Raw genomic sequence first — 19346 nt, 5'->3', positions numbered from 1 at the left:
TCAGCTTACGGAGGTTAATCCCCGTAGAGTGACACGCGGTCGCAAACTGACCGCTCGCCTTGAGGCGGCCATACGCAGTTCGCTATGAGTTCGACCTTAGAACGTTGGCCGCGATCGGCGAGCGGTTGATCAAGCGACCAAGATGAAACGTCCGGTTTTGAGATGAGGCAAGACCTGCCACAATGACCGAAATGAAGGCGCAAAGCAGCCGTTGAATGCATTGATCTCAAACGTCCGGCTTGGGCATAACCGCCATCCAATAGTGTGTTGCACGATTAACCACTCGGTAACTTTCCGATCGGCTCTGCGAACGAGATCTGCGATAGAGCCTGCCATCTTCAGAATGGCTCGAATACAGCGTTGATTTTCGTGCGGCGACCGCCTGCAAGTGGTTCATGCGCGTGCGCTGGCTAGAAACCAACGGTGAGCCGTATTACCCAGTTGGCGCTGCTTGCGGGTCTTTTCCCATTGCTAGGTTCGTAGATCGCGATCCCTGCCGCACACTGTTCAGCGGATGCGCTTCACTTCAACCCAGACATTCATGTCGCTGATCTTCAATCTTCCAATTTTACCCGCCGTATCGAGAAGTACTTCTGGCATGAACTGATGGAGATATTCAGCTTCTTTGTTGACCTGTTCCCACACTTGACCATTCGTCAGCTCAAACCTGACTCCGCGGCCATAGCCATCGGTCGAACCACTTATGGTTTCCTTGTCGTAGTCCATCAGATCGCATCCACGTGAAGATGGCCAAATGTAACACCTCTTGCTGGGCGTCAACTGCGCCCAGCCTGGGCCGCACCGTATTCAGTCAAGCGTCGCGGAAATGACCTTATGTATTACTTGGAACCCCTATCGGAAGGTAAAGGTAAGACGGTTGATGCGCTGCATCTCATCAAAGCTTGCGTCGAACCAAAATGAGAGCTAGCAGCGCGGATGCAGCGATGAGCGCATACCCGCAAATTTAAGAGGCTGTCACCGATTTTTCATTATACCCGTTTGTGATGGCGCTTCGATACGAAGTGTTACTTTTAAAGGTGAACTCGACGCTGGACAAATGGCGCATAAACCTTTTGTTGATAGCATCATCATAATCTCAGGCGACAACCTGTCGATCGGAATTTATTGATGCAATCAACAAACGAACTCCGCCGTTTCAATGCGTTCTATATCGCAAAGTTCGGACTGCTGAACGAGCGTTATGCAAAGAGCGGTCATACAATTGCAATGCATAAGGTCGCATCACAAATCGCGGCTGCGGGAACAACAACCGCCACTCAGCTTGCGTCCGTCTTGACCATGGACAAGGCGCAAATCAGTCGCATTCTTTCGCGAATGCTATCGCTTGGCCTTATCGATAGAACGGTAGACAAATGGAACTTGAAATCCCAGTTAATCCAGCTGTCCGACCATGGGCGCACTCTTCTTAACGACCTTGACCGCGAGGCAGAAGCAGCGTTGGAGGCCGTGGTCGGTAATCGATCCGCTACCGGGAGACGCCGTCTGCTCGAAGCAACGGAGGAAATAACATCGCTCCTTGGAACCGCCGGATACACCGGCGATGGCAAAACGATCGTCCGGGATATCAGAGAAGGCGAGGCAGGATGGGTGATCTATCGGCATTCGACTATTTTTGCCCGGGACTATCCCAAATCATCTCAGCCTGAGGCTCAGGTTATCGCAGATTTCGCGAACATGGGAACTAGCGCCGGCCAGCATAGCGATTGCGTAAAGGTCGCTTTAAGAGACGGTGATATTGTGGGTTGGGTGTTTATTCGAGCCCAGAAGAAGCAGACGGCCGAACTGGTGCGTTTGTGTGTCGAACCGACCTCCCGCACAATCGGCGTCGGTACAAAATTACTTCAAGCGGCGCTCGCTGGGTGCGCTGCCGGAGTGAAGACGCTGTTGGCAAGTGCCGAAGGACAACCGGACTTTCCAATCAATTTCTTTGAAAAGAATGGCTTCCACCTTTCCCGCACACCTAATTCCGGAAAGCGACTTTATATAAAGACAATTGAAGGTCGTTAGAACACGGCTGCCAACGGCCTTAGGCAATCTGCGAGTATCACCGCAGCAAGCAACACCATGAGGCACGAACAGAGGTAGCAGATGCGACTGATCCCCTCAATACGGTTGCGCCGGCTGCGGTATCGCACCAACCTTGAATGATGACTGCCACAAACAGAGAACCCAGAGATTGCAATGGCAAAATCCGCTTCGCGACAAACCCGCAAACCCCAAGGCGACTACATTATCTACGTGACGGAAGAATATAGCCTCAACTCAGATTGGATGCCGACCCTTCCCTACCATTCTGGGACTGTCTTATTTGAGGAACCGAGCGGCAAAATACACTTCACTCATCTGAACCACGTCACGCTGAAGCTAAGAAAGCGGCATTTCTGCGTACCGGACGATGCGGCCGCAGACGCCAAAGCCCGCGCTGCCGAATACAAGCGCTATGTTCGTGCATTGGAGCTGTATCAGGAATACTACCGACAAACGGGGCAACGTTATGAGTTGGTGCGCGAGGTGGACCGGTCCCTACCCTATCTGCCGGAAGGTCCCAAAGTTTGATCGGCTTGGTTCACTCCGCTCTTGATTAACTCCGTTGCTACCTCCGCAACCGCCGCGGACGTCATCAACCGCGGCATGAGTTGACATCGTGATTTTGCTGCTGCGCAGGATCAGCTAAAATATCTACTTGACATTCCGAACTCTGTTCACTATTTGTTCCGGAATGACCAAACAGCGCAAGAACCCTTCTGTGAGCCGGACGCACCTTATGTGCCACGCTCCTGTGCGCCCGATACGAATACGCTAATCTCCCAAAATTCTGAGTCAGAGTTTGTATGAACGGACCCATGTCCGGGAGGTGTATCATGGTCGCGTGTTTGACCCGCAATTCAGTAATTCTTGAAGACATTCTTGCCACCGCCCAAGCGACGGCGCTGGCAGCCAGTTATTCGCCACGAGAAACCGTGAGATGTAGTGGACCCGCAATGTTTCGGACGCAGGCTGCCCGCGATCTGGCCTGCCTGATCGAGGTGGATCCCGAGGTTAGCGCATGGGTGTGCCTTCCGCTGATCCTCCGGCACGGCGAAGCCTTCCATATCCCTGACTTTGCTATAGATCGTGGCGACGCACGGGTCCTATGCGACAGCCGAACTGCGCCTGATTGGGTGCGCGAGTCGGCGGCTGATTCAGGGTACAATTATGAAGTGACGGAGACGACACAGGACGCGCTTGCCGTCCGCCTGCAGAACGCCAAAGATCTCCTGCGCTATGCGGGATATCGGGTCGCGCTCGGCGACAAGATCAGGCTATTGGCTTTCCTTGAAGAACACGGCCCGATCCCCATCCTCTCCTGTCTGCCACTGGTCCAACACAGCAGGGATCCTATGGCCGTGATTGCGAGGCTCTTCCTCGATCGTACCCTGCATATAGGCCTCGACGATGGACCGATCGGGCCGGAAACCCGAGTTCACCGGATAGGATAATCCGATCCCCAAAATCAGTATCCCGCGGACGCCTGACGGTCTCCGCCATAGGAGGACTTTGCCATGAAGAAATCGTCTGCCGTTGAAAATAACACACTGAGTGAGGATATCGCCAGGCTCGAGAGGCTCCTTCGAGACTTGCGCGCGATCCGGGATGGTCAAGCTCCAACGCAAGCGACGCTGCTCGCCGCACCGGTCCTGGACCGCTGGACCTACGCCCGCAGGCTTTCTCCCTGTTTCACCGGTTATATGTCGGGCCATCCGGAAATCGGTGAAGGACGTTACGGAGTCACCAGCGAGGTCTGGTTCGTCGATCCCCATTTCCGGTTCGTACGCAGCCTCTCACGCTTTTACAGGCTCGGCGTGGCCGCCGGTGCTTCCGACCGTTTAAACTGATGGAGGGCAGTCATGAAACATAGTCAGGGTTTCTTCAAACTTAATCCGACGCCATCCAGTGCGTTCGAGAATACGGCGGAGCTCATTGCCCGGATCTTGGTTTTGCAGGCGATCAGACAGGGCGGGTTCAAAAAGCTTCTTACTGGATCGCCCGGCGTGATCGGGCTCGTTCTTGATAAGGGCCACGACCCGGAACTGTTTTATCGGGCAACGACGCGGCTGATCGATATTGCAGGCTTTGGCCAATACCGGTCGCTCTGCGAAGTGATCCCATTCGGGACCGCCCGGAAGAAGCGGCGGCGGAGCGAACTGATTGACGAGATTTCCGCATGCAAGATTGTGATTGGAATTGCCGCGGCCGAACGCGACTTCCCCGACGATTTTCTGCTCGCTTCAGACGGGATGCTCAAGGTGCCGGCACTCGACTGCCGGACGCTGAAGGGAGTCTTGCGTCTGGTCACTGGCACCGACTTTTCCGAAAACGAGGTTGCGCCGTATCTAAAGATTCCCATTGCAAAACTTGGAGCCATCATCCGGCGCTGGCGCGATGCCGATGCAGTTCGTGCAAAGCTCCGGCAGTGCCTGGCGGATACGGGCGCTAAAGAAGCGCAGCAGCCCGAATCGGGCCCTTCCCTTTCCGATCTCTCCGGGTATGGAGAAGCTGGTGAATGGGCGCTGATGCTGTCTGAAGATATCAAAGACTACCGGGTGGGAAAGATCGAATGGCGTGATGTTGATAAGGGGCTGCTACTCGCAGGTCCCACAGGCACAGGAAAGACGCTGTTCGCCAGCGCCCTCGCGAATACTTGTCAGATGCCGCTATTCCCGCATTCGGCAGCCAAATGGCAAGCCTGCGGTCATCTCGGCGAAATGCTTGCCGCTATGCGTAAGGCTTTTGCCGAGGCGCACCAAAACAGCCCGGCTATCCTGTTTATCGACGAAGTCGACGCTATTGGCGACCGGTCCGCTTTCCTGGGGGAGAACAAGGACTACAGCCGGCAGGTGGTGAATGCGCTGCTGGAATGTATCGACGGTTTTGAACGGCGCGAGGGCGTCGTGGTCATCGGGGCCACGAACATGCCGCAAAATCTGGATCCCGCCTTGCTGCGGCCGGGCAGACTGGAGCGGACGATCGAGATCCCCCTGCCCGACGCCAATGCGCGGGTCGGAATTCTCGGGTACTATCTCGACGGCAAGCTGGCAAACGGAGAACTCGTTGACCTCTCTTCATCCATGGAAGGGTTGACAGGTGCCGACATCGAGATGTGGGTGCGTTCAGTCCGGCGCTCGGCGCGGATGCAGCGGAGACCCGTTGGGCGCGATGACTTCCTGTCGATGCAACCGCCGCGGCGGCAGCTCACCAAGGATGAGTTCCTGCGCGCCTGTATTCATGAGGCCGGTCACGTGATTGTGGGCCTGGCGCTCTGCGGCGAATTGCAGGCGGAGCTCGTTGGAGTAACCGCCTCGGCAGATCCGCCATTGAGCGCGGCGGCAGCCGCCTCGACCCAGTTCAATCGAAGGGACACCGCATTCAGGAGTTTGAAGAATTATATGGCGGAGGCGACGCTTCTATTGGGAGGCATCGCGGCAGAACTGGAGATTTATGGAGATTTCACCGAGGGAGCTGGAGGATCGGAGGCGTCGGATCTTTATCAGGCTTCAGGGGCTGTCGGAGTGGCGGAATTATGCCTTGGGCTTGGCAGCAGCCTCATCGCGTTAATCCCCCCACGCGCCGATGATGTTGCCGCCGTGCTGAAGACAAATCCGCAGGCCCGCAGAAAGGTCGACTTGACTTTGAAGGAATGTCTCGCTCGTGCGCGAGAGCTGATTGCATCGGAGAAGTCTGCGGTGATCAGGCTGGCGGAATCCTTGATGGAAAGGAAACGCCTTACCTCTGAGGAGGTAGCCATCATTATGGCTTCGGCCAATAAAATCTAGCTGGCACGGAAGAGCTTAGGGCTCAATCGGTCCATTCCTCACCTTCAGTCAGAGGACCGCCTTTACGGAGGAAATCTTTGGCGGAAGTTTTCTTCTCGTATTTCACCGCGACGAGAACATACCTCCGGTCAGGCTCTGCGATAATCTGCTCGCCTTCGGTATCTGCGGCCGAAAGAAGTTCGTCGAAGGCGTCTTTGGCTTCATCGATCGACCAGACTTTTTGAACCACGGGAATCCTTTCAATCATAAGCGAACTTATATTGAATATACGTGAACCATGCTCTTTCCGCTATTCCGCAGGAAGAAAACCGCACGAATTCTTTGCATGTCTTGCATATTCGGGAATCCTATAAAAATGCAATTTCCTCGATAAGCACAAGTAGCCGGAGCACCGATTGGGGTCGAAAGCTGTTACAGGCAGAGTGGTTCGGGCCGGATCGGTGTTAGACCCAGCCCACTTCCTCGCTATTCGTCCTCGAAACCTTCAAGATAGTCCTTCAAAATCACGTCATAGATTTCAAAAAGCATTTCTCTGAGTTTAATCAGCTCGCGGTTTAACAACTCGTCGCCTCCGGAAGCGGCGAAACCCTTCAGGGCCCGGAGGTCGGACGGGCCGCTGCCGGTGTCGACCTCTCCGTTAGCTACACCGTTCCGGAACACAGTCATCACACGCGCCGCCAGCGCGATATCGGACCCGAGGGTCAGTTTGGTACTCTTCATGGCAAGAACCTTCCTTGAATATGCACGATTGGAAATTCAGATCGTGTCTATTCGGTTCATTGCCTCGCTCCTTGAGTTGACGTCATGTGATTTGGTAGGCGTCTTCAATCATGCCGTCGGCTGACGCTCAAGTAGTATTGCTGGCAGACAATAGAAAACACTTCGCCATGGTTAATTGAAAGAGGATCACAGTGTGATGCTCCGGGAAAGGCAAGTGACGCCTGCTCAACACGGTTTTGTTGGAGTGAGTGATGCCAGTTTATCCGAATAGGGCTGCGATCGCTGGTACTATTTCGGCGACATTGGTTAGGAAAGACGCCATGCGGGTGCTGATCTATCTTTGCATCTTATCTTCGCGAAAAATCAGCGGACGTGGTGTGTACTGTCTTCAGAATCCTGCCCGCAATTGAAGCGTGGCCTTGTACTTCCGCTGTTCACCGACAGCCGGGCTGGCACGATCCTTTGTTAGAACCAACGCATCAGTAACCGAAATTGGATATCAAAACATTGGTTTAGATAATTAAACAAATGTTTTAATATCCGACGCTCCAATGTTATCGGAATAGGAAACAAAGTTCCATGGCACGCTCGACCCCTCAAAGCGCCTTGCGCTACCCACTGACCATTATTCTCGGCACCGACGCGAACGTAAGGTTGCTTCGGGAATTGTCGCGGCATGGCGGTTTGCTTTCTTCTCCATTGCTTGCAGATCGTAGCGCGCTTGCAAGAGCAAGCGTGTGGTCTGCGCTCGGGACCTTGGAACGGATCGGCGTCGTATGTTCGGAAGGTACAGGCAGGGCTCGCCTATATCGGTTTAATGATAGCCATCCGCTGGCGACATCATTGGAAGCCCTCTTTGACCAGGAGGCGCTTGGGTATTCCCACATTCGCGCCGCAATCACTGACACGGTCTCCGCGGTTAGGCCGAACGTGCTCGCTGCTTGGATTTACGGCAGCGTAGCAAGGGGTGAAGACCGTCCAGACAGCGATCTCGACATAGCCGTGGTTTCGTCATCAGAGGCACTAGAAAAAGCGCTCGAAGAAATCCGAGAGGCGCTGGCAACCCACGGTGAAGAGCTTGGCTTCAATCCATCAGTGGTGGGACTCGCTCCGAAAGATGTGGCGAGGTTGTCGAACACAAGAGATCCTTGGTGGCAGGGTGTGGAGGTTGACGCCCTGACCGTCTTCGGACCACGCCCGGACGAATTGGCAGCAACGACTCTCCAGACGTCGTCGGCATGACCAGAAAGGTACGACGAAAGCGGTCGAAAAGGGATAGGGGGACGGGCTGCTGCGGATTGCCCGCTCCTATTTGAAGGCTGCGTGTATGGAGGTAGCGCTGTCTGCAACGGGTGACATTGGAAATCCAGCTATGTCGCAAATCGTGAACGCGGCAATAGGGTATGCCGATGCGCTCACCGCCCGATTTGAAAAAAAACAACCGTGCCGATCATGCGGCGGTGGTGAAAATCTTGCGCGATGCGCTTGGAAATCGTCTCCCGCGCAGGCCGCGAGGTCGCGGAGCATCCGCGATGAGAAGGACGAAGCCCAATACGGAATCAGGGCGAAGTCACTTGCCGATGCGGAGAGCTTGCTCGACAAGCTGGAAAAGTTTGCGGAGTGGGTAGGAAAAGGAATTGAAATCTGATCTTGCCGAGCCGGGATTGTCGTTGGAGCAGTTGTATCCGGGTTGAAGCAGACATCAAACGGGCGGTGCTCGCCACCGATCGAATGCCCTTGATCTGTGGCACAAGGATGGGACCCAGTGTGCCGACGTCTCGTTGTTTTTCGAATATCTATTATACAAATCAAGAGTTTATAACCCAATCGGCGGCATCCGGCACCTCTGCCCCAGTAGCGGGTTTGTCGAAGGCAATTCCGCCTCACCTAATTGTTAGTTTAACAAATATTTACACATTGAATCACAAATGAAACGTTTCATTTGGTCTTGGGGGTGGTTGCATGCCGGGATTCAAACTGTTCGTTCTAGATACGAGTGTCGTTAGCGAATTTTCGAAGCTGAGGCCAAAAGAAGCGTTCCTGGAATTTCTTGACGAGTATCCCGCGCACCATCTGGCTATCCCGTTTCCGGTGCTGGTGGAACTGACCACCGGTATCGAGAAAAAAATGGGAGAACAGCCGCTGCGGGCGCGGCAGCTCCGGCGCTGGTTGAACCTGCTGATGGCAACGGACATTCAGTTCCTCCCGGCTGACGAACGCGTATGTTCGATATACTCCAAGATGCTGGTGACACCACAGCTGGGAAACTTCTGGATCGTATGTCCTGGTTCGAAAAAAAAGCCGGGTATGGATCTTATGATTGCAGCTACGGCCATCGCTTACGGTTGTCCGGTCGCCACGTCAAACGTGAAAGATTTCGTCGAGATACACCACTATTTCCCGATGGATGGAATATTCGATCCCACTAAGGGAGAGTGGGCCGTACTGCCAACATCGCTCGATCGGCCAGATAAATTACTGCGCCAGCGATTCGATTCTGCTTGAGCTTCCATAGCAAGTAACCCCCGGACACTTGTGTCTTACGCCGTGTCGTTGTCGTCGGTGGGGAATGCAATAGGCTCCAAACCTCGAAGAGCGCGCAGCTTGTTTGCAGCCGCTATCGAAAGATTGGTCCAGGTATCAGCTATCTCGTCGGCGGCCGTGTTTAACTCTTCATCCAAATTAGCTTGCTCCATCTCGTCGATGATGCGGTCGAAAGTCTGAGCGCCCTGCTCGACCGTGCGATAAAGTCGCGATGCCTGAACCGTTGTAAGATGAGGGCTCATAAGTGTTTTCATTACATCATCAGCAATCGTTTTAACGAATTCCTGCTGTTCCTGTAGCGTCGCTATCCAATCGATGGTCACGTTTTCCCCCCAGCATCGAATTCACCCCTGCCGGAACATAGTTTTACCCCGACCATTCTTCCTCCTGCTGCATGCTCTATCGGATCGTACTCGGCGGAAACACGGGCCGACTGCGGTCTTTACAACTCATGGGCTTGCGACATTCTTACTTCCAAAATACTCGTGAGGTAAGTTTCGAATTGCATGGAGGGGACGGGCTTGGCGGGACGAATGCGGGAATTGCTGAGAAGACTAAATGATCCGGACTGGGAGGACCTATCCGACTACGTCGTTCATTTCACCCGGAAGACCATCGAGAATGATTGCGCTGCCAATATTGAGAGCATCCTTCTGCAAGGCAGCATCGACGCGCGGACAAAATTCGGCGTCGGACGCTACTATCCCGGTTGCGAGAAAGCCGTTTGCCTGAGCGAGGTTCCCATTCTCCATCTGCCTCCGGTGACGATCCGCAGAGGCGTATTTGGCATTGGATTCACCAAATCTTTCATCTTTCAGCTTGGCGGTGGACCGCTGTTCTATCTGACCGGTGGGAGGTACGAAGCGATTGCGGCGTTGATGAAGACTGCCGCCAACGATCTGGACGCACCGGTCTGGAAACTTGTCCCCTACATCGATCAGGGTTCAGGTGCATATGATTTTGATTGGGAGCGAGAATGGCGTGTACCCGGTGCAATCCCGGTAACGCCAGAAAACGTGAGCTTCCTGTTCCTCCCACACTCGCTACACGAGGATTTTCGCGGCTACCTGCGTAGGAAACACTCAGAGGGGTCGATGCCGCTGTTTGACTGCCCCCTGATCGATCCCAAATGGCCCAAGGAGCGCATTCGGGAATGCCTTCGCTAGTCCTCCCGTCCGAAAGCACTCGCTCAAAACCACTTCCGAACTAGTGCGTGCCTCTTGAAGTCAACTCTGATCTTGGGACCCACGGTCACATAGCCGTTGCATGCCTGTCGTGAACGCGCTCCGATCTGGCGGCTTCGCGAGTGTCCTGGAGCACCAAGTTATAAAGTGTTTTCGGCCACACTCCAATAAGACCGTTATCCGACCGTCGGTTTAGCTGGAACCACTCATTGTCGGCCTTTGGCAAGCGCGGTCGACATAAACTCGGTCAAGCCGGCTGGCGAGGGCGAGCCGAATATTCGTCCAGCACGACGTCATTTATTCATCATTCTCCCTGCCACTAGCGGCGGCGGCCCGAAAGGCGGCGACGGTATCCGTTTCCAGCTGCTCAATCCTTTTGACCATGACAGCGTGTCCGGCCATTGCCTCGTCCCATGACGAGTAGCGGGGCAAATCGCCCTCGGGGAAATCGACGTATTCATGGCCAACAACTGTACCGTCAGGAAACGAATATTCCGTCTCGATACGCTCGCACACATTAGTGAAGAACACCAACGGCGGCCCGTTGTCGTCCACGCGGTCATCGCGGCCGGTAAACTGGGTGAAAATGCAGTAGTGGTCGGTGACGGATTCGGCGACGCAGTGATAATTGTAGCAGGTTCCGGCGACTTCCCTGTCTCTCATGAAATGATTCCATGTCTCCGTGGAGGCCGGAACCACACGATGGTCCTCGTCGAGGATATAGCGATCACGTGCCCGCGGACGATCCGTCACTCCGCTGCTTTCTGCGACGAGATCTGTTGAATTAACTGTTCAAGCTCGGAAATTATCGATTTTAGCAGTGAAGCCTGCGAAGCTCTTTCGTCAGCCGTTGCTTTAGGCGCTTCGCTAACTCTTATTTGTTCATCAAGGAGACGTCTCAGCTGGTCACGCTGAATTTTCAGCGATTCAACTATGTCAATCATATCGTTCATGACTTGATCCTTCGCATAAGCCAACCTTCGCGGCAAATCCTATTGGCTACCAAGGGAACCAATTCCGTCCCCTCGACGAACTTAGTCGTTGGTTACCAAGAACACTTCCTGAGCCGATATGATCTACTGCTTTGGAGCAGAGCGTGATCAAGGCGCGCCTGATACTTCGAAGTTGGTTGCGCCGGCGGTAGCGCCGGGCAATTCTTGAATGGTACCTTACTGCCAAGAGAGAACACAGAGACTGCAATGGCAATTCCCACATCGAGACGGATCCGCAAACCCAAAGGCGACTATATTATCTACGTAAGGGAAGCGTATAGCCTCAACTCAGCGTGGATGCCGACTCCTCGCTACCATTCTGGAACAATCTTGTTTGAGGAACCGGGCGGCAAAACGCACCATACTGGTATAAATCGCGTCACGCTGAAGTTCAGAAAACTGCATTATTGCGTGCCCGAAGATGCAACCGCCGACGCAAAGGCCAAAGCGTCCGAACACAAGCGGTATTGCCGGGCGTTGGAATTGTACCGAGAGTTCTACAGACGGACAGGACAACGTTACGAACTGGTGCGCGAGACGGACCGATCCCTGCCCTATCTACCGGAATCTCTCAGCGTTTGATCTGGTTACGCTCGAAGCGCGTTATACCGAAATCGGCGTTAGTCCGCATTCGCGGGACTTGGACCGACCCCTCCAATTTTGACCCCTTCCCGAACTTCGCTGAGCGCCAAATTGATAAGCGACGCTCAGATTCAGCTATTTTCTTGCCGCCGGCGGACTCACAGTTTGGATAGCAAATCCAAGCCGGGGTCATCACCAATGCCGTCATTCAGTTCCCATAATTTCGTATCGCCCCCGAAAAGTCCTGTCGATCCATCAGTATACTCGATTGTGGCTCACCCGGCTGATCTCCATAACTGGGACGAGGATGACAAGAAATTGTACGATGCCATCCGCCGTGCGGGAGAACTGGATTTTGCGCAGGCAAGAACAGAGCTTGACTGGCCAGCAGCAAGGTTAGCCTGCGCATTCGCCCGGCTGGCCGGAGAGGGGCTTATTGTTGACATGTCACCCGCGAGCCGAGATCGGGCCTTGGTTTGGAAGACGCATTGTTCAGCTGTCCGGTCGCTGATTGATGAGCGCGGATGGCTGAGTACTGCTCAAGTCGTCAAAGTTGCGAAGGCGATGGGTGTGCCCTCCCCACAACTTGTCTGCGAATATCTGGCCTGTTTGGAGATGATCGACCGTATTCCGGGAGACCCGACATTTTATGGACCCCAGGGCCGCCCTTTCGAAAGTCAGCACGTGGTCAAGAAAGTTTCAAAGCCGCTTTCGCTTTCCGAACTCAGGTTTATGGAAGCGGTTAGAGGCGGTTGCGCGACACCTATGGAACTCGCAAGGCATTGGAACTGCAGTCGGCAATGGATCGATTTTATTGCTTTCGGTCTGCTCGACAAAGGCTACATAACTGCCGAAAGGCATGGCAGGCGCATTTTCTTCTCGAGTACGGGCAAGGAGATCCAGCAGAAACGCACGATCTGTTTTGAGTTGAAGACGCCTGAACCGGTCCAGAGCACCTTTCGTCAGTAGCGGGTGTGACCTTGCCTAGACTGCGGACCTATCGTCAATAATTGCTTCCGTGAGCTATGCAGCAAGCCCGTCATGACATCCTGTTCCGAGAATCTGATATCTGGTTGAATCTATCGGGCAGTCGACGCAGGTGATCCATGGGAAGCAGCAAAGAGCAGATGCACCAAAATGGTCTGAAGGTCTCCTTTGCGTGTCCGAATGCTGATTGCGAGGGCCATTTTGAAGAAGAGGTTCAAAATGCTTCGTTCGATTGGGGCTCGGAGCGACAATCCGATGGGATAGGTTATGCTGAAACGAGCGTCGAATGCGAAATTTGTGAAGACACGTTCACCGTTGCTGTATTGGCTACTCAAACAGGAAAAGAAGTAACTCTAAAAGGTCTTACCGTCGCGGATCTGGAATATATCGACGATACTTTCGAGCACGACTATGACGAGTTCCTCGCGGACTATGAGCCGCAGGATCCATTCGGCGTTTACACTCGATCCTCAAAAGAATTGGATGACCTTTACTATGGATCGGAAATCCTGCCGAGGGTACAAGCCCCATTCAATAAGATGCTGTATCTGCAGCATATCATTGCAATGGAAGCCTATTTGAGTGACAGATTAATCGACATCATTACCACTGACTCCACGAAACTCCTGACGTTGATCGGTTCCACCCCTTCCCTTCGCGATAGACCTACGAGACTGATCGAGGTAGCCAAAGACCCCGACTACGTCGCTTCGACGACTAAGGCACATCTGCAGCGATTTTCGTTTCATGACTTGGCGAACGTCGCAAAATTCTACAAATCGGTACTCAACATTGATTTGTTTGAGACTGACGAACATCGCAAGACATTGCTGGCGATTATTGAAACACGGCATGACTTGGTTCACAGAAACGGGCGTGACAGGAACGGAAACGAGACAGTGATTGATGGTCCTGCCGTAGAGCGCGTTAAGGAAATTTTTCAGGGGCTTATCGAGCGGATCGAGGACGCCTATACCAAATACAAGGTGAGCTGCTTTTTCCAGGTCCTTGATACCTGACGGCAAGACTGGCTAAAACCTGAGAATCCGGGGAATGTCAGGCATGGCGAGATTGCCATGACGTTTTGGCAAGCAGCCTCTTCAGCTTGTAGCTGCTAAGCATTCTTAACCCTTTGGTGGTTAGCCCTCGGCCTGTTGAAGCGGGATGGCCGAAGGAACTCTGTATGAAATACTATTGCACCTACGCGATCGGTGACGTCCATGGCGGGGCTGACCTGTTGGAACTCCTGCTCAAGACAATTTGCCGAGATGCTCGTGAACGTAGGTGCGAGCCCAGGATGATTTTCCTGGGCGACTTGGCGGACCACGGACCCGATAGCTGCAGGGTCGGGCGACTGGCGGCAGCAGCACTGCGTCGATATCCGGAATCATCGATCTTAACATCGGATCATGATCATATCATCACGAGGATTATCGAAGGCGACATACCCTCCAAAAACGAAACGGATGACTGGATCGAAATCAAGGCGGTTAGGCAACACTTGACTCATACCGGGCGAAAACACCACAAGAACTACTACAAAAGTTCTTTGGCAAACATCGGTCACAACGCAACCTTTTTCTTGAGGTTGTTCGGCATTCAGCGGGATCTCGATACGCTTATGTCCATGCCGGGATACGCCCCGGAGCGAGACTTGAAGAACAGCAGGAAGAGGATTTGCGAGGCATTAGCCAAGGCTTCCTGGATTTTGACGGTGAGTTCTCCCACATAATAGTTCATGGGCATACTCCCACACAAACCCGAATGCCGGTGGTTCGTCATAACCGGATAAATGTCGATACCGGAGCATATTTTTCGGGCCGTCTCACCTGCTTGGTGGTGCCGCATCATGAAGAGAACCCGGAATTTTTGTATGTGAGACAACTCGGCGCGGAATACCGGATATCCTGGCAGGACGTGAGATTTTCACATCAGCAGAAGGACGTTGAGCGCTCGATAATCGATCGGGGTCCTCTCGTGTGGAATCCGTTTACCGAGGATCTCACGGAACAACTGTTACAGCGTTTTGACGTTCAAGCTTTAACGTCCCGCAATCGTTATCTCGATTTCGAAATATCGGATAGGACGTCCGGCTGGAGCACTCGAGTTGCAAATTCCTATGAGGTTTTAACTGCGATCGAGGAACATTTGGAAAGAGAACGGCGACACGCCGCGCCTCCTCCGTCCTAACTCGGGGAAAACATGGAATAGAATAGACGCTGTCTTTGTTCGATTTGGCTCAATCGGCTTTGGTCGAGTAAGCCATTCTTTATGAAACGTCGGACGACCAGATTGTCTAGATCCAACAACACGTCATGGCCGTGAGTCATTTCGAGCCTCTCGCCGAGTTTCAAAATTCGTCGGAAGCGTCGAGGGCGGCGCGGATCTCAAGACTGGCCAAATTCGTATAGCGCTGCCGGATTTCGGCTAGAATCTTCCGGCTCGTAGTTACCTTGCGCATGCGAAATGATACCTGTAGCGATGGAAGCAGAAACCGCATCACTGCAACGTCCTGATCGTCACGGTACAGTCTTAAAGCATCCTGCGTCGGCCCGCTCTCATCGACGATAGCCCGCAATCTGCCCATAACGAGAGCGTGCCGGTTCATAAATTCATCATAGTCGGATCGGCCGCATTTCTGTGGTTCACTCATTACGACCTCCTGACGCCCTCGAAATTAGAGCGACTCCTCAGGATGTTGGCAGAACACTGCCGGCGCAATGACGGAATACAACGAAGCCGCGTACCGTTAACCATCGCGATTGATACCCCATTGATTTACAAATCGTTATCGATTATTCAGCGCTTCCCGACACGAAGTCGGCACTTGAAGGACCGGAAAAATGAACACTGTCATAGGTAGAACCAAGCGGGACGCCCGCCTAGCCGTCATCTAACGGCACCGGTATGACAGACCGGTGTCATAGACATCGGCTCCGGCGTCCCCACAACATCGTGAGGGACTAAAATGCGCAAGCACACTTCCAACTCATCCGGCAGTTCGGGCCAACCCACGGGTTCGCGCGGGCAGCGCCAAAACCATCTCAACGGTGCGTTCCTTCGCGCCGCGCATTCCCGCGCGGCGACGCGGTCGCGTCCACTCAAAATGACCTTCCGCATGCAAAGCGCGGATCCGGTCGAGCGCATGGAAATGGTTATGGCCTGCCTCGCCAACGTTTTGGGCAAGTCTGAATAATCACTGGCTGGTCATATCACCCTGAAAGGCGTCTGCAATGCGGCCGCCCCGACGGCTGTGCTGTGACCATCGCCGGGTCAATCACAGGACGGTTTTCCGCTCCTGTCCGGAAAGCCACGCGTAGGCGGAATCAACCGCCCTCGCCAAGACCGCGGAGGTCAGCAATGTTTAAAATTCAAAGTAAGCCTGCCTCCCGCGGCAGCTCAGCAACTCCTCGAATATGACAGTCGCCTGACGGTCTGAACCCGTCAGGTTCTGTCCGGGAGCAATCCCGTTTGTCGTCAACCGACCGAGAGCGCGAGCTCCCGGAACAGAGGAGCTATGCCATGAAGAACCGCAAGAAGTCGAAGGACCCTGCCCTTGGGACCCGCGATCCGTTTGAAGCCGCCAGCGCACGGGAGGCTGGCGGCGATGCCTTCGAAAGAGGCTTGGTGATAAGGCCCTAAACACGCCTGACAGGCCCAACCGGGTCTGGGAGCCAGCCTCCGCCAGCCGGGCCAGCCGTCCCATTACCATGAGGAACGACCGGAACCTTCGCGGAACTATCGTCAACCCCAAAACCAGAAGGGAGATCAAATTTGAAAGCGGCCATGAACGCGATGCGGCCTACCTCCTCATCGCAAATCCTGATGTCGTGGACGTCATCGAACAGCCTCCGGCTGTCTCCTACCTCGACGATCAAGGGAAGGAGCGCTGGCACACGTTCGACCTCGCCGCCCGGCTGACCAGCGGCGAGAGGGGGGCGTACCCTGTCAAGGCCACGTCCATGGTCGAGTGGAGCGGCATTGCCGAGGAGCTGAACAATATCCGTGACCAGGGCTCGGCTCCGTGGGCAAACCGGATCTGCCTCAGAACCGGAGAGCACATGTCCCGGGACGCCGCCGACAACGCCAGACTCATCGCAGATGCCACGCGATGGAAAAATGCCGCAGACGTTGAAGTCGTCCGGGAGTTTGCACGGACGCTCACCGGAAGCATCGCCATCCGGACTCTCACAGACGTGACCATTCCCGCCGCCGCGGGGATGCAGGCAGTGCTTTGCCTTTTTGCTGAAGGCTTTCTCGAACTCTGCGGAACGGGGCTCATCGAATATTCGAGCCACGTTCAGCTTCGGACCAAAACAACCAACTGAAGGAGATTCACCATGAAGAACGCGCACAAAAGCAATGAAGCTGAAAACTATCAGCGCTACGATCTGGGCCTCAACGACCGCATCATCGTGAAGGACATCGAGTACCGTCTCGTCCGTTCGGACGAAGGAGGCCATGTCTTCTACCGAGTGTCGCATCCCGACGTCTACGAACGGATTTCGCATGGGATTCTTGCGAAGTACCGGGAGGACGGGCTCTTCAAATTTACGCCCGACTACCATGCACCTTCCAGGGCACGGAACCGCGACACGATCCGGCAGGAGAACATCCTTGACCTCTCTGAGAAAAACCGGGAGCGCATCTTCTGGTGCAAGGAATTCTGCGACAGCTTCCTTTTGATGGAGAAGGCTGGAGAGGCGTCGCGTTCTGACGAGTCAATGCTGCAGGCGATCCGCACGATCAACGCGAAAGTCGTCGAGATCGAGACCAAAAAGCAGAAGGGGGAAAACGGCCGCTGTGGCGCGGAAGTAAAGACCAAGAGCCCCCCGAGCCCAACACAGTTGCGCAAGTGGCTGAAGAAGTATGAGGCCACGGACCGCGATCCCATCGTTCTAAAGTTCAACTATGGCAAGTGCGGAAACCGGACACCCCGTCTCGAACCGGAAATCGTTGAACTGATCGACAAGTATGCCGCGGAACACTCTTCCCGAACGCGGGCCAAGCCATCTGTAATCTACACCGATCTCATCGCGGAGTTGGAAGTCATCAACACGGAGCGCGCGCAGCGCGGGGAATCTAAACTTGATGAGCCCAGCATCCGCGCTCTTCAGCGGGCTGTCGACAAGCTCGACCCGTATCTCGATTACGTCGGGCGCAATGGCGAAGCCGCGGCCAAGAAAAAATTCTATCCGGTTCAAGGCGGAGTCCGGGCACGCCTTCCGTTCGAGCGCATCGAGATGGATGAGTGGATGGTGTCTCTGCAGACGCTGATGGTGAATGCGGGGATGTGGAAGAAGCTCACCAAGGAGCAGAAGAAGAAGGCGAAACGTGTCCGCGTCTGGGTATCCGCCGCTATCGATGCGGCAACGCGCTGCATCATCGCGCTGCGCATTCTGAAGACCGCACCGAACTACGAGTCCGCGATCGCCACGCTCCGGATGGCCGTCTCCAATAAGCGCGCCATCGCCGAAGCAGCCGGTTGCCAATCGTCCTGGGACATGGAGGGCACGCCGCGGCTCGTCTGCGTCGACACCGGTGCCTCCTGGTACAGCGACGAGTTCCGGATGGCCTGCTCGGACCTCGGAATTGAGGTTATGTACGCTCCGGCGGGCATGCCCCAGTTCCGGGCGCGTATCGAACGTGTGTTCGGTACCATCCATTCGCAGCTCATCGCACGGTTCGACGGGCGGACCTTCGCCAACATCCTTGCTAAAGGCGATTATGACGCCGCCGCGCACGCGATCATGAACATCGAGCAACTTGAACGGCTCATGATCCGCTACATCGTCGACGTCTACCACAACACCGGACACAGCGGCCTGGGGGAAGAAACCCCGGCAAACGCGTGGAAACGCCTGCGGAAGGACTGGGGTGTCCGTCCGGGTCCCGACGCCGACGAAATCCGGCATGTCTTCGGCACGCCCATGGAACGGCTGATCCAGAACGAGGGCATCCACTGCCTCGGCAACTGGTACCGCAGCCCGGCTACCCACGCCATGCGGCGCTCCATGGGCAGCAAGCAGAAGCAGGTCATGGTTCGGATTGACCAGTTGAACGTCGGGGAAATCTCGGTCCGCTTCAACCGCGTCTGGGTCACCGTGCCATGCGCCCGCGAAGGACTTGACGGCGTTTCGGCGCACGAGTGGTTCGAAATGAACAGCGACCTGCGCCGCAAGCACCGGGCCGACGCCAAGGCCGTGCGCCCGATCGTTAACGCAGCCGTCCGCGACTTCCGCGCCTTCCGTGAAAAGGCTGTCAAGGATGCCGGGCTCGAGATGCCTGTCTACACGTACAAGCAGCTCATGCGGCTCGAAGGCTGGTTCAAGCGCGCCGGTGAACAGACGAGGGCAGCCGAGAGCGATCCGGCGGATTTCCTTGGCGATGCGGAGGTTCCTGATGACTTTGTCGAACGTGACGAGGCCGCTGGCGCTGCATCGCCGGACGAGACTTTTGTGACAACCACCCGCGATGACGGGTTCATGGACGAGGAGCATTGA

The 19346-nt window shown here is 54.8% G+C and carries 22 protein-coding genes; 15 read left to right on the top strand and 7 right to left on the bottom strand.

Annotation, left to right across the window (positions count from 1 at the left end; translation table 11 throughout):
* Positions 1-507: 507 nt before the first annotated feature.
* Positions 508-726: a hypothetical protein gene (locus tag FHS21_RS27005; RefSeq protein WP_183664974.1), complete on the bottom strand. Its 219-nt coding sequence runs from the start codon at positions 724-726 to the stop codon at positions 508-510.
* Between the two features lie 573 nt (positions 727-1299).
* Here FHS21_RS27005 and FHS21_RS27000 point away from each other — a divergent pair.
* From FHS21_RS27000 to FHS21_RS26980, 5 genes are all read left to right on the top strand, one after another.
* Positions 1300-2028 (top strand): bifunctional helix-turn-helix transcriptional regulator/GNAT family N-acetyltransferase, encoded by a 729-nt coding sequence (locus FHS21_RS27000; RefSeq protein WP_246411241.1) that lies wholly within the window; start codon positions 1300-1302, stop codon positions 2026-2028.
* 174 nt (positions 2029-2202) lie between these two features.
* Positions 2203-2577 (top strand): hypothetical protein, encoded by a 375-nt coding sequence (locus tag FHS21_RS26995; protein WP_183664970.1) that lies wholly within the window; start codon positions 2203-2205, stop codon positions 2575-2577.
* A 425-nt stretch (positions 2578-3002) separates the two neighbouring features.
* Positions 3003-3500: a hypothetical protein gene (locus FHS21_RS26990; RefSeq protein ID WP_183664968.1), complete on the top strand. Its 498-nt coding sequence runs from the start codon at positions 3003-3005 to the stop codon at positions 3498-3500.
* Between the two features lie 63 nt (positions 3501-3563).
* Entirely contained in the window at positions 3564-3896 is a 333-nt protein-coding gene (locus FHS21_RS26985; protein ID WP_183664966.1) for a DUF6634 family protein, read from the top strand.
* A 12-nt stretch (positions 3897-3908) separates the two neighbouring features.
* Entirely contained in the window at positions 3909-5834 is a 1926-nt protein-coding gene (locus FHS21_RS26980) for an AAA family ATPase (protein ID WP_183664964.1), read from the top strand.
* Positions 5835-5856: 22 nt separating this feature from the next.
* Here the strand turns inward: FHS21_RS26980 and FHS21_RS26975 are convergent, their stop codons facing one another.
* A complete protein-coding gene (locus tag FHS21_RS26975) occupies positions 5857-6081 on the bottom strand; it encodes a hypothetical protein (RefSeq protein ID WP_183664962.1) in 225 nt (74 codons plus the stop codon).
* A 218-nt stretch (positions 6082-6299) separates the two neighbouring features.
* The gene (locus tag FHS21_RS26970) at positions 6300-6554 is read right to left on the bottom strand and encodes a hypothetical protein (RefSeq protein ID WP_183664960.1); all 255 of its coding nucleotides are present in this window, start codon (positions 6552-6554) and stop codon (positions 6300-6302) included.
* 579 nt (positions 6555-7133) lie between these two features.
* Here FHS21_RS26970 and FHS21_RS26965 point away from each other — a divergent pair.
* From FHS21_RS26965 to FHS21_RS26955, 3 genes are all read left to right on the top strand, one after another.
* The gene (locus tag FHS21_RS26965) at positions 7134-7796 is read left to right on the top strand and encodes a nucleotidyltransferase domain-containing protein (protein WP_183664958.1); all 663 of its coding nucleotides are present in this window, start codon (positions 7134-7136) and stop codon (positions 7794-7796) included.
* A gap of 85 nt (positions 7797-7881) precedes the next feature.
* On the top strand, positions 7882-8202 hold the full coding sequence (locus FHS21_RS26960) for a hypothetical protein (protein ID WP_246411235.1): 321 nt from the start codon (positions 7882-7884) through the stop codon (positions 8200-8202).
* A gap of 314 nt (positions 8203-8516) precedes the next feature.
* A complete protein-coding gene (locus FHS21_RS26955; RefSeq protein WP_183664956.1) occupies positions 8517-9059 on the top strand; it encodes a PIN domain-containing protein in 543 nt (180 codons plus the stop codon).
* Between the two features lie 35 nt (positions 9060-9094).
* On the opposite strand, the gene FHS21_RS26950 is transcribed toward FHS21_RS26955, so the two are convergent.
* Positions 9095-9421, bottom strand: a complete 327-nt coding sequence (locus FHS21_RS26950; protein ID WP_183664954.1) for a hypothetical protein — start codon at positions 9419-9421, stop codon at positions 9095-9097.
* Positions 9422-9631: 210 nt separating this feature from the next.
* Between FHS21_RS26950 and FHS21_RS26945 the strand changes: the two genes are divergently transcribed.
* Entirely contained in the window at positions 9632-10264 is a 633-nt protein-coding gene (locus FHS21_RS26945; RefSeq protein ID WP_183664952.1) for a hypothetical protein, read from the top strand.
* A gap of 315 nt (positions 10265-10579) precedes the next feature.
* Here the strand turns inward: FHS21_RS26945 and FHS21_RS26940 are convergent, their stop codons facing one another.
* Complete coding sequence (locus FHS21_RS26940) at positions 10580-11035, bottom strand: hypothetical protein (RefSeq protein WP_183664950.1); 456 nt, start codon at positions 11033-11035, stop codon at positions 10580-10582.
* Entirely contained in the window at positions 11032-11235 is a 204-nt protein-coding gene (locus FHS21_RS26935; RefSeq protein ID WP_183664948.1) for a hypothetical protein, read from the bottom strand. Before FHS21_RS26935 ends, FHS21_RS26940 begins: the two co-directional genes overlap by 4 nt.
* A 732-nt stretch (positions 11236-11967) precedes the next feature.
* Between FHS21_RS26935 and FHS21_RS26930 the strand changes: the two genes are divergently transcribed.
* The 3 genes from FHS21_RS26930 to FHS21_RS26920 all read left to right on the top strand — a co-directional run bounded on the left by FHS21_RS26930 (position 11968) and on the right by FHS21_RS26920 (position 14575).
* Positions 11968-12825 carry a hypothetical protein gene (locus tag FHS21_RS26930; protein WP_183664945.1) on the top strand — a complete coding sequence of 286 codons (858 nt, stop codon included), beginning with the start codon at positions 11968-11970 and terminating at the stop codon, positions 12823-12825.
* A gap of 137 nt (positions 12826-12962) precedes the next feature.
* A complete protein-coding gene (locus tag FHS21_RS26925; RefSeq protein WP_183664943.1) occupies positions 12963-13862 on the top strand; it encodes a hypothetical protein in 900 nt (299 codons plus the stop codon).
* 164 nt (positions 13863-14026) lie between these two features.
* The gene (locus tag FHS21_RS26920) at positions 14027-14575 is read left to right on the top strand and encodes a metallophosphoesterase (RefSeq protein WP_183664941.1); all 549 of its coding nucleotides are present in this window, start codon (positions 14027-14029) and stop codon (positions 14573-14575) included.
* A 618-nt stretch (positions 14576-15193) separates the two neighbouring features.
* Here FHS21_RS26920 and FHS21_RS26915 read toward each other — a convergent pair.
* Positions 15194-15496, bottom strand: a complete 303-nt coding sequence (locus FHS21_RS26915) for a hypothetical protein (RefSeq protein WP_183664939.1) — start codon at positions 15494-15496, stop codon at positions 15194-15196.
* A gap of 315 nt (positions 15497-15811) precedes the next feature.
* Between FHS21_RS26915 and FHS21_RS26910 the strand changes: the two genes are divergently transcribed.
* From FHS21_RS26910 to FHS21_RS26900, 3 genes are all read left to right on the top strand, one after another.
* Positions 15812-16039 carry a hypothetical protein gene (locus FHS21_RS26910; protein ID WP_183664937.1) on the top strand — a complete coding sequence of 76 codons (228 nt, stop codon included), beginning with the start codon at positions 15812-15814 and terminating at the stop codon, positions 16037-16039.
* A 514-nt stretch (positions 16040-16553) separates the two neighbouring features.
* A complete protein-coding gene (locus FHS21_RS26905; protein ID WP_183664935.1) occupies positions 16554-17171 on the top strand; it encodes a hypothetical protein in 618 nt (205 codons plus the stop codon).
* A gap of 12 nt (positions 17172-17183) precedes the next feature.
* The gene (locus tag FHS21_RS26900; protein WP_183664933.1) at positions 17184-19346 is read left to right on the top strand and encodes a TnsB C-terminal domain-containing protein; all 2163 of its coding nucleotides are present in this window, start codon (positions 17184-17186) and stop codon (positions 19344-19346) included.

It is taken from the genome of Phyllobacterium trifolii, from assembly GCF_014192095.1.
Taxonomy (GTDB): Bacteria; Pseudomonadota; Alphaproteobacteria; order Rhizobiales; family Rhizobiaceae; genus Phyllobacterium; species Phyllobacterium trifolii.
This window is presented reverse-complemented; position numbering and strand designations above follow the sequence as displayed.

Excerpts from the sequence above, each read along its gene's own strand:
- FHS21_RS27000 (WP_246411241.1), top strand. The coding sequence starts at position 1,300 with ATGGACAAGGCGCAAATCAGTCGCATTCTTTCGCGAATGCTATCGCTT.
- FHS21_RS26965 (WP_183664958.1), top strand. The coding sequence starts at position 7,134 with ATGGCACGCTCGACCCCTCAAAGCGCCTTGCGCTACCCACTGACCATT.
- FHS21_RS26985 (WP_183664966.1), top strand. The coding sequence starts at position 3,564 with ATGAAGAAATCGTCTGCCGTTGAAAATAACACACTGAGTGAGGATATC.
- FHS21_RS26925 (WP_183664943.1), top strand. The coding sequence starts at position 12,963 with ATGGGAAGCAGCAAAGAGCAGATGCACCAAAATGGTCTGAAGGTCTCC.
- FHS21_RS26955 (WP_183664956.1), top strand. The coding sequence starts at position 8,517 with ATGCCGGGATTCAAACTGTTCGTTCTAGATACGAGTGTCGTTAGCGAA.
- FHS21_RS26960 (WP_246411235.1), top strand. The coding sequence starts at position 7,882 with ATGGAGGTAGCGCTGTCTGCAACGGGTGACATTGGAAATCCAGCTATG.
- FHS21_RS26900 (WP_183664933.1), top strand. The coding sequence starts at position 17,184 with ATGAAGAACGCGCACAAAAGCAATGAAGCTGAAAACTATCAGCGCTAC.
- FHS21_RS26910 (WP_183664937.1), top strand. The coding sequence starts at position 15,812 with ATGCGCAAGCACACTTCCAACTCATCCGGCAGTTCGGGCCAACCCACG.
- FHS21_RS26945 (WP_183664952.1), top strand. The coding sequence starts at position 9,632 with ATGCGGGAATTGCTGAGAAGACTAAATGATCCGGACTGGGAGGACCTA.
- FHS21_RS26995 (WP_183664970.1), top strand. The coding sequence starts at position 2,203 with ATGGCAAAATCCGCTTCGCGACAAACCCGCAAACCCCAAGGCGACTAC.
- FHS21_RS26915 (WP_183664939.1), bottom strand. The coding sequence starts at position 15,496 with ATGAGTGAACCACAGAAATGCGGCCGATCCGACTATGATGAATTTATG.
- FHS21_RS26980 (WP_183664964.1), top strand. The coding sequence starts at position 3,909 with ATGAAACATAGTCAGGGTTTCTTCAAACTTAATCCGACGCCATCCAGT.
- FHS21_RS26975 (WP_183664962.1), bottom strand. The coding sequence starts at position 6,081 with ATGATTGAAAGGATTCCCGTGGTTCAAAAAGTCTGGTCGATCGATGAA.
- FHS21_RS26970 (WP_183664960.1), bottom strand. The coding sequence starts at position 6,554 with ATGAAGAGTACCAAACTGACCCTCGGGTCCGATATCGCGCTGGCGGCG.
- FHS21_RS27005 (WP_183664974.1), bottom strand. The coding sequence starts at position 726 with ATGGACTACGACAAGGAAACCATAAGTGGTTCGACCGATGGCTATGGC.
- FHS21_RS26920 (WP_183664941.1), top strand. The coding sequence starts at position 14,027 with ATGAAATACTATTGCACCTACGCGATCGGTGACGTCCATGGCGGGGCT.
- FHS21_RS26905 (WP_183664935.1), top strand. The coding sequence starts at position 16,554 with ATGAGGAACGACCGGAACCTTCGCGGAACTATCGTCAACCCCAAAACC.
- FHS21_RS26990 (WP_183664968.1), top strand. The coding sequence starts at position 3,003 with ATGTTTCGGACGCAGGCTGCCCGCGATCTGGCCTGCCTGATCGAGGTG.
- FHS21_RS26935 (WP_183664948.1), bottom strand. The coding sequence starts at position 11,235 with ATGAACGATATGATTGACATAGTTGAATCGCTGAAAATTCAGCGTGAC.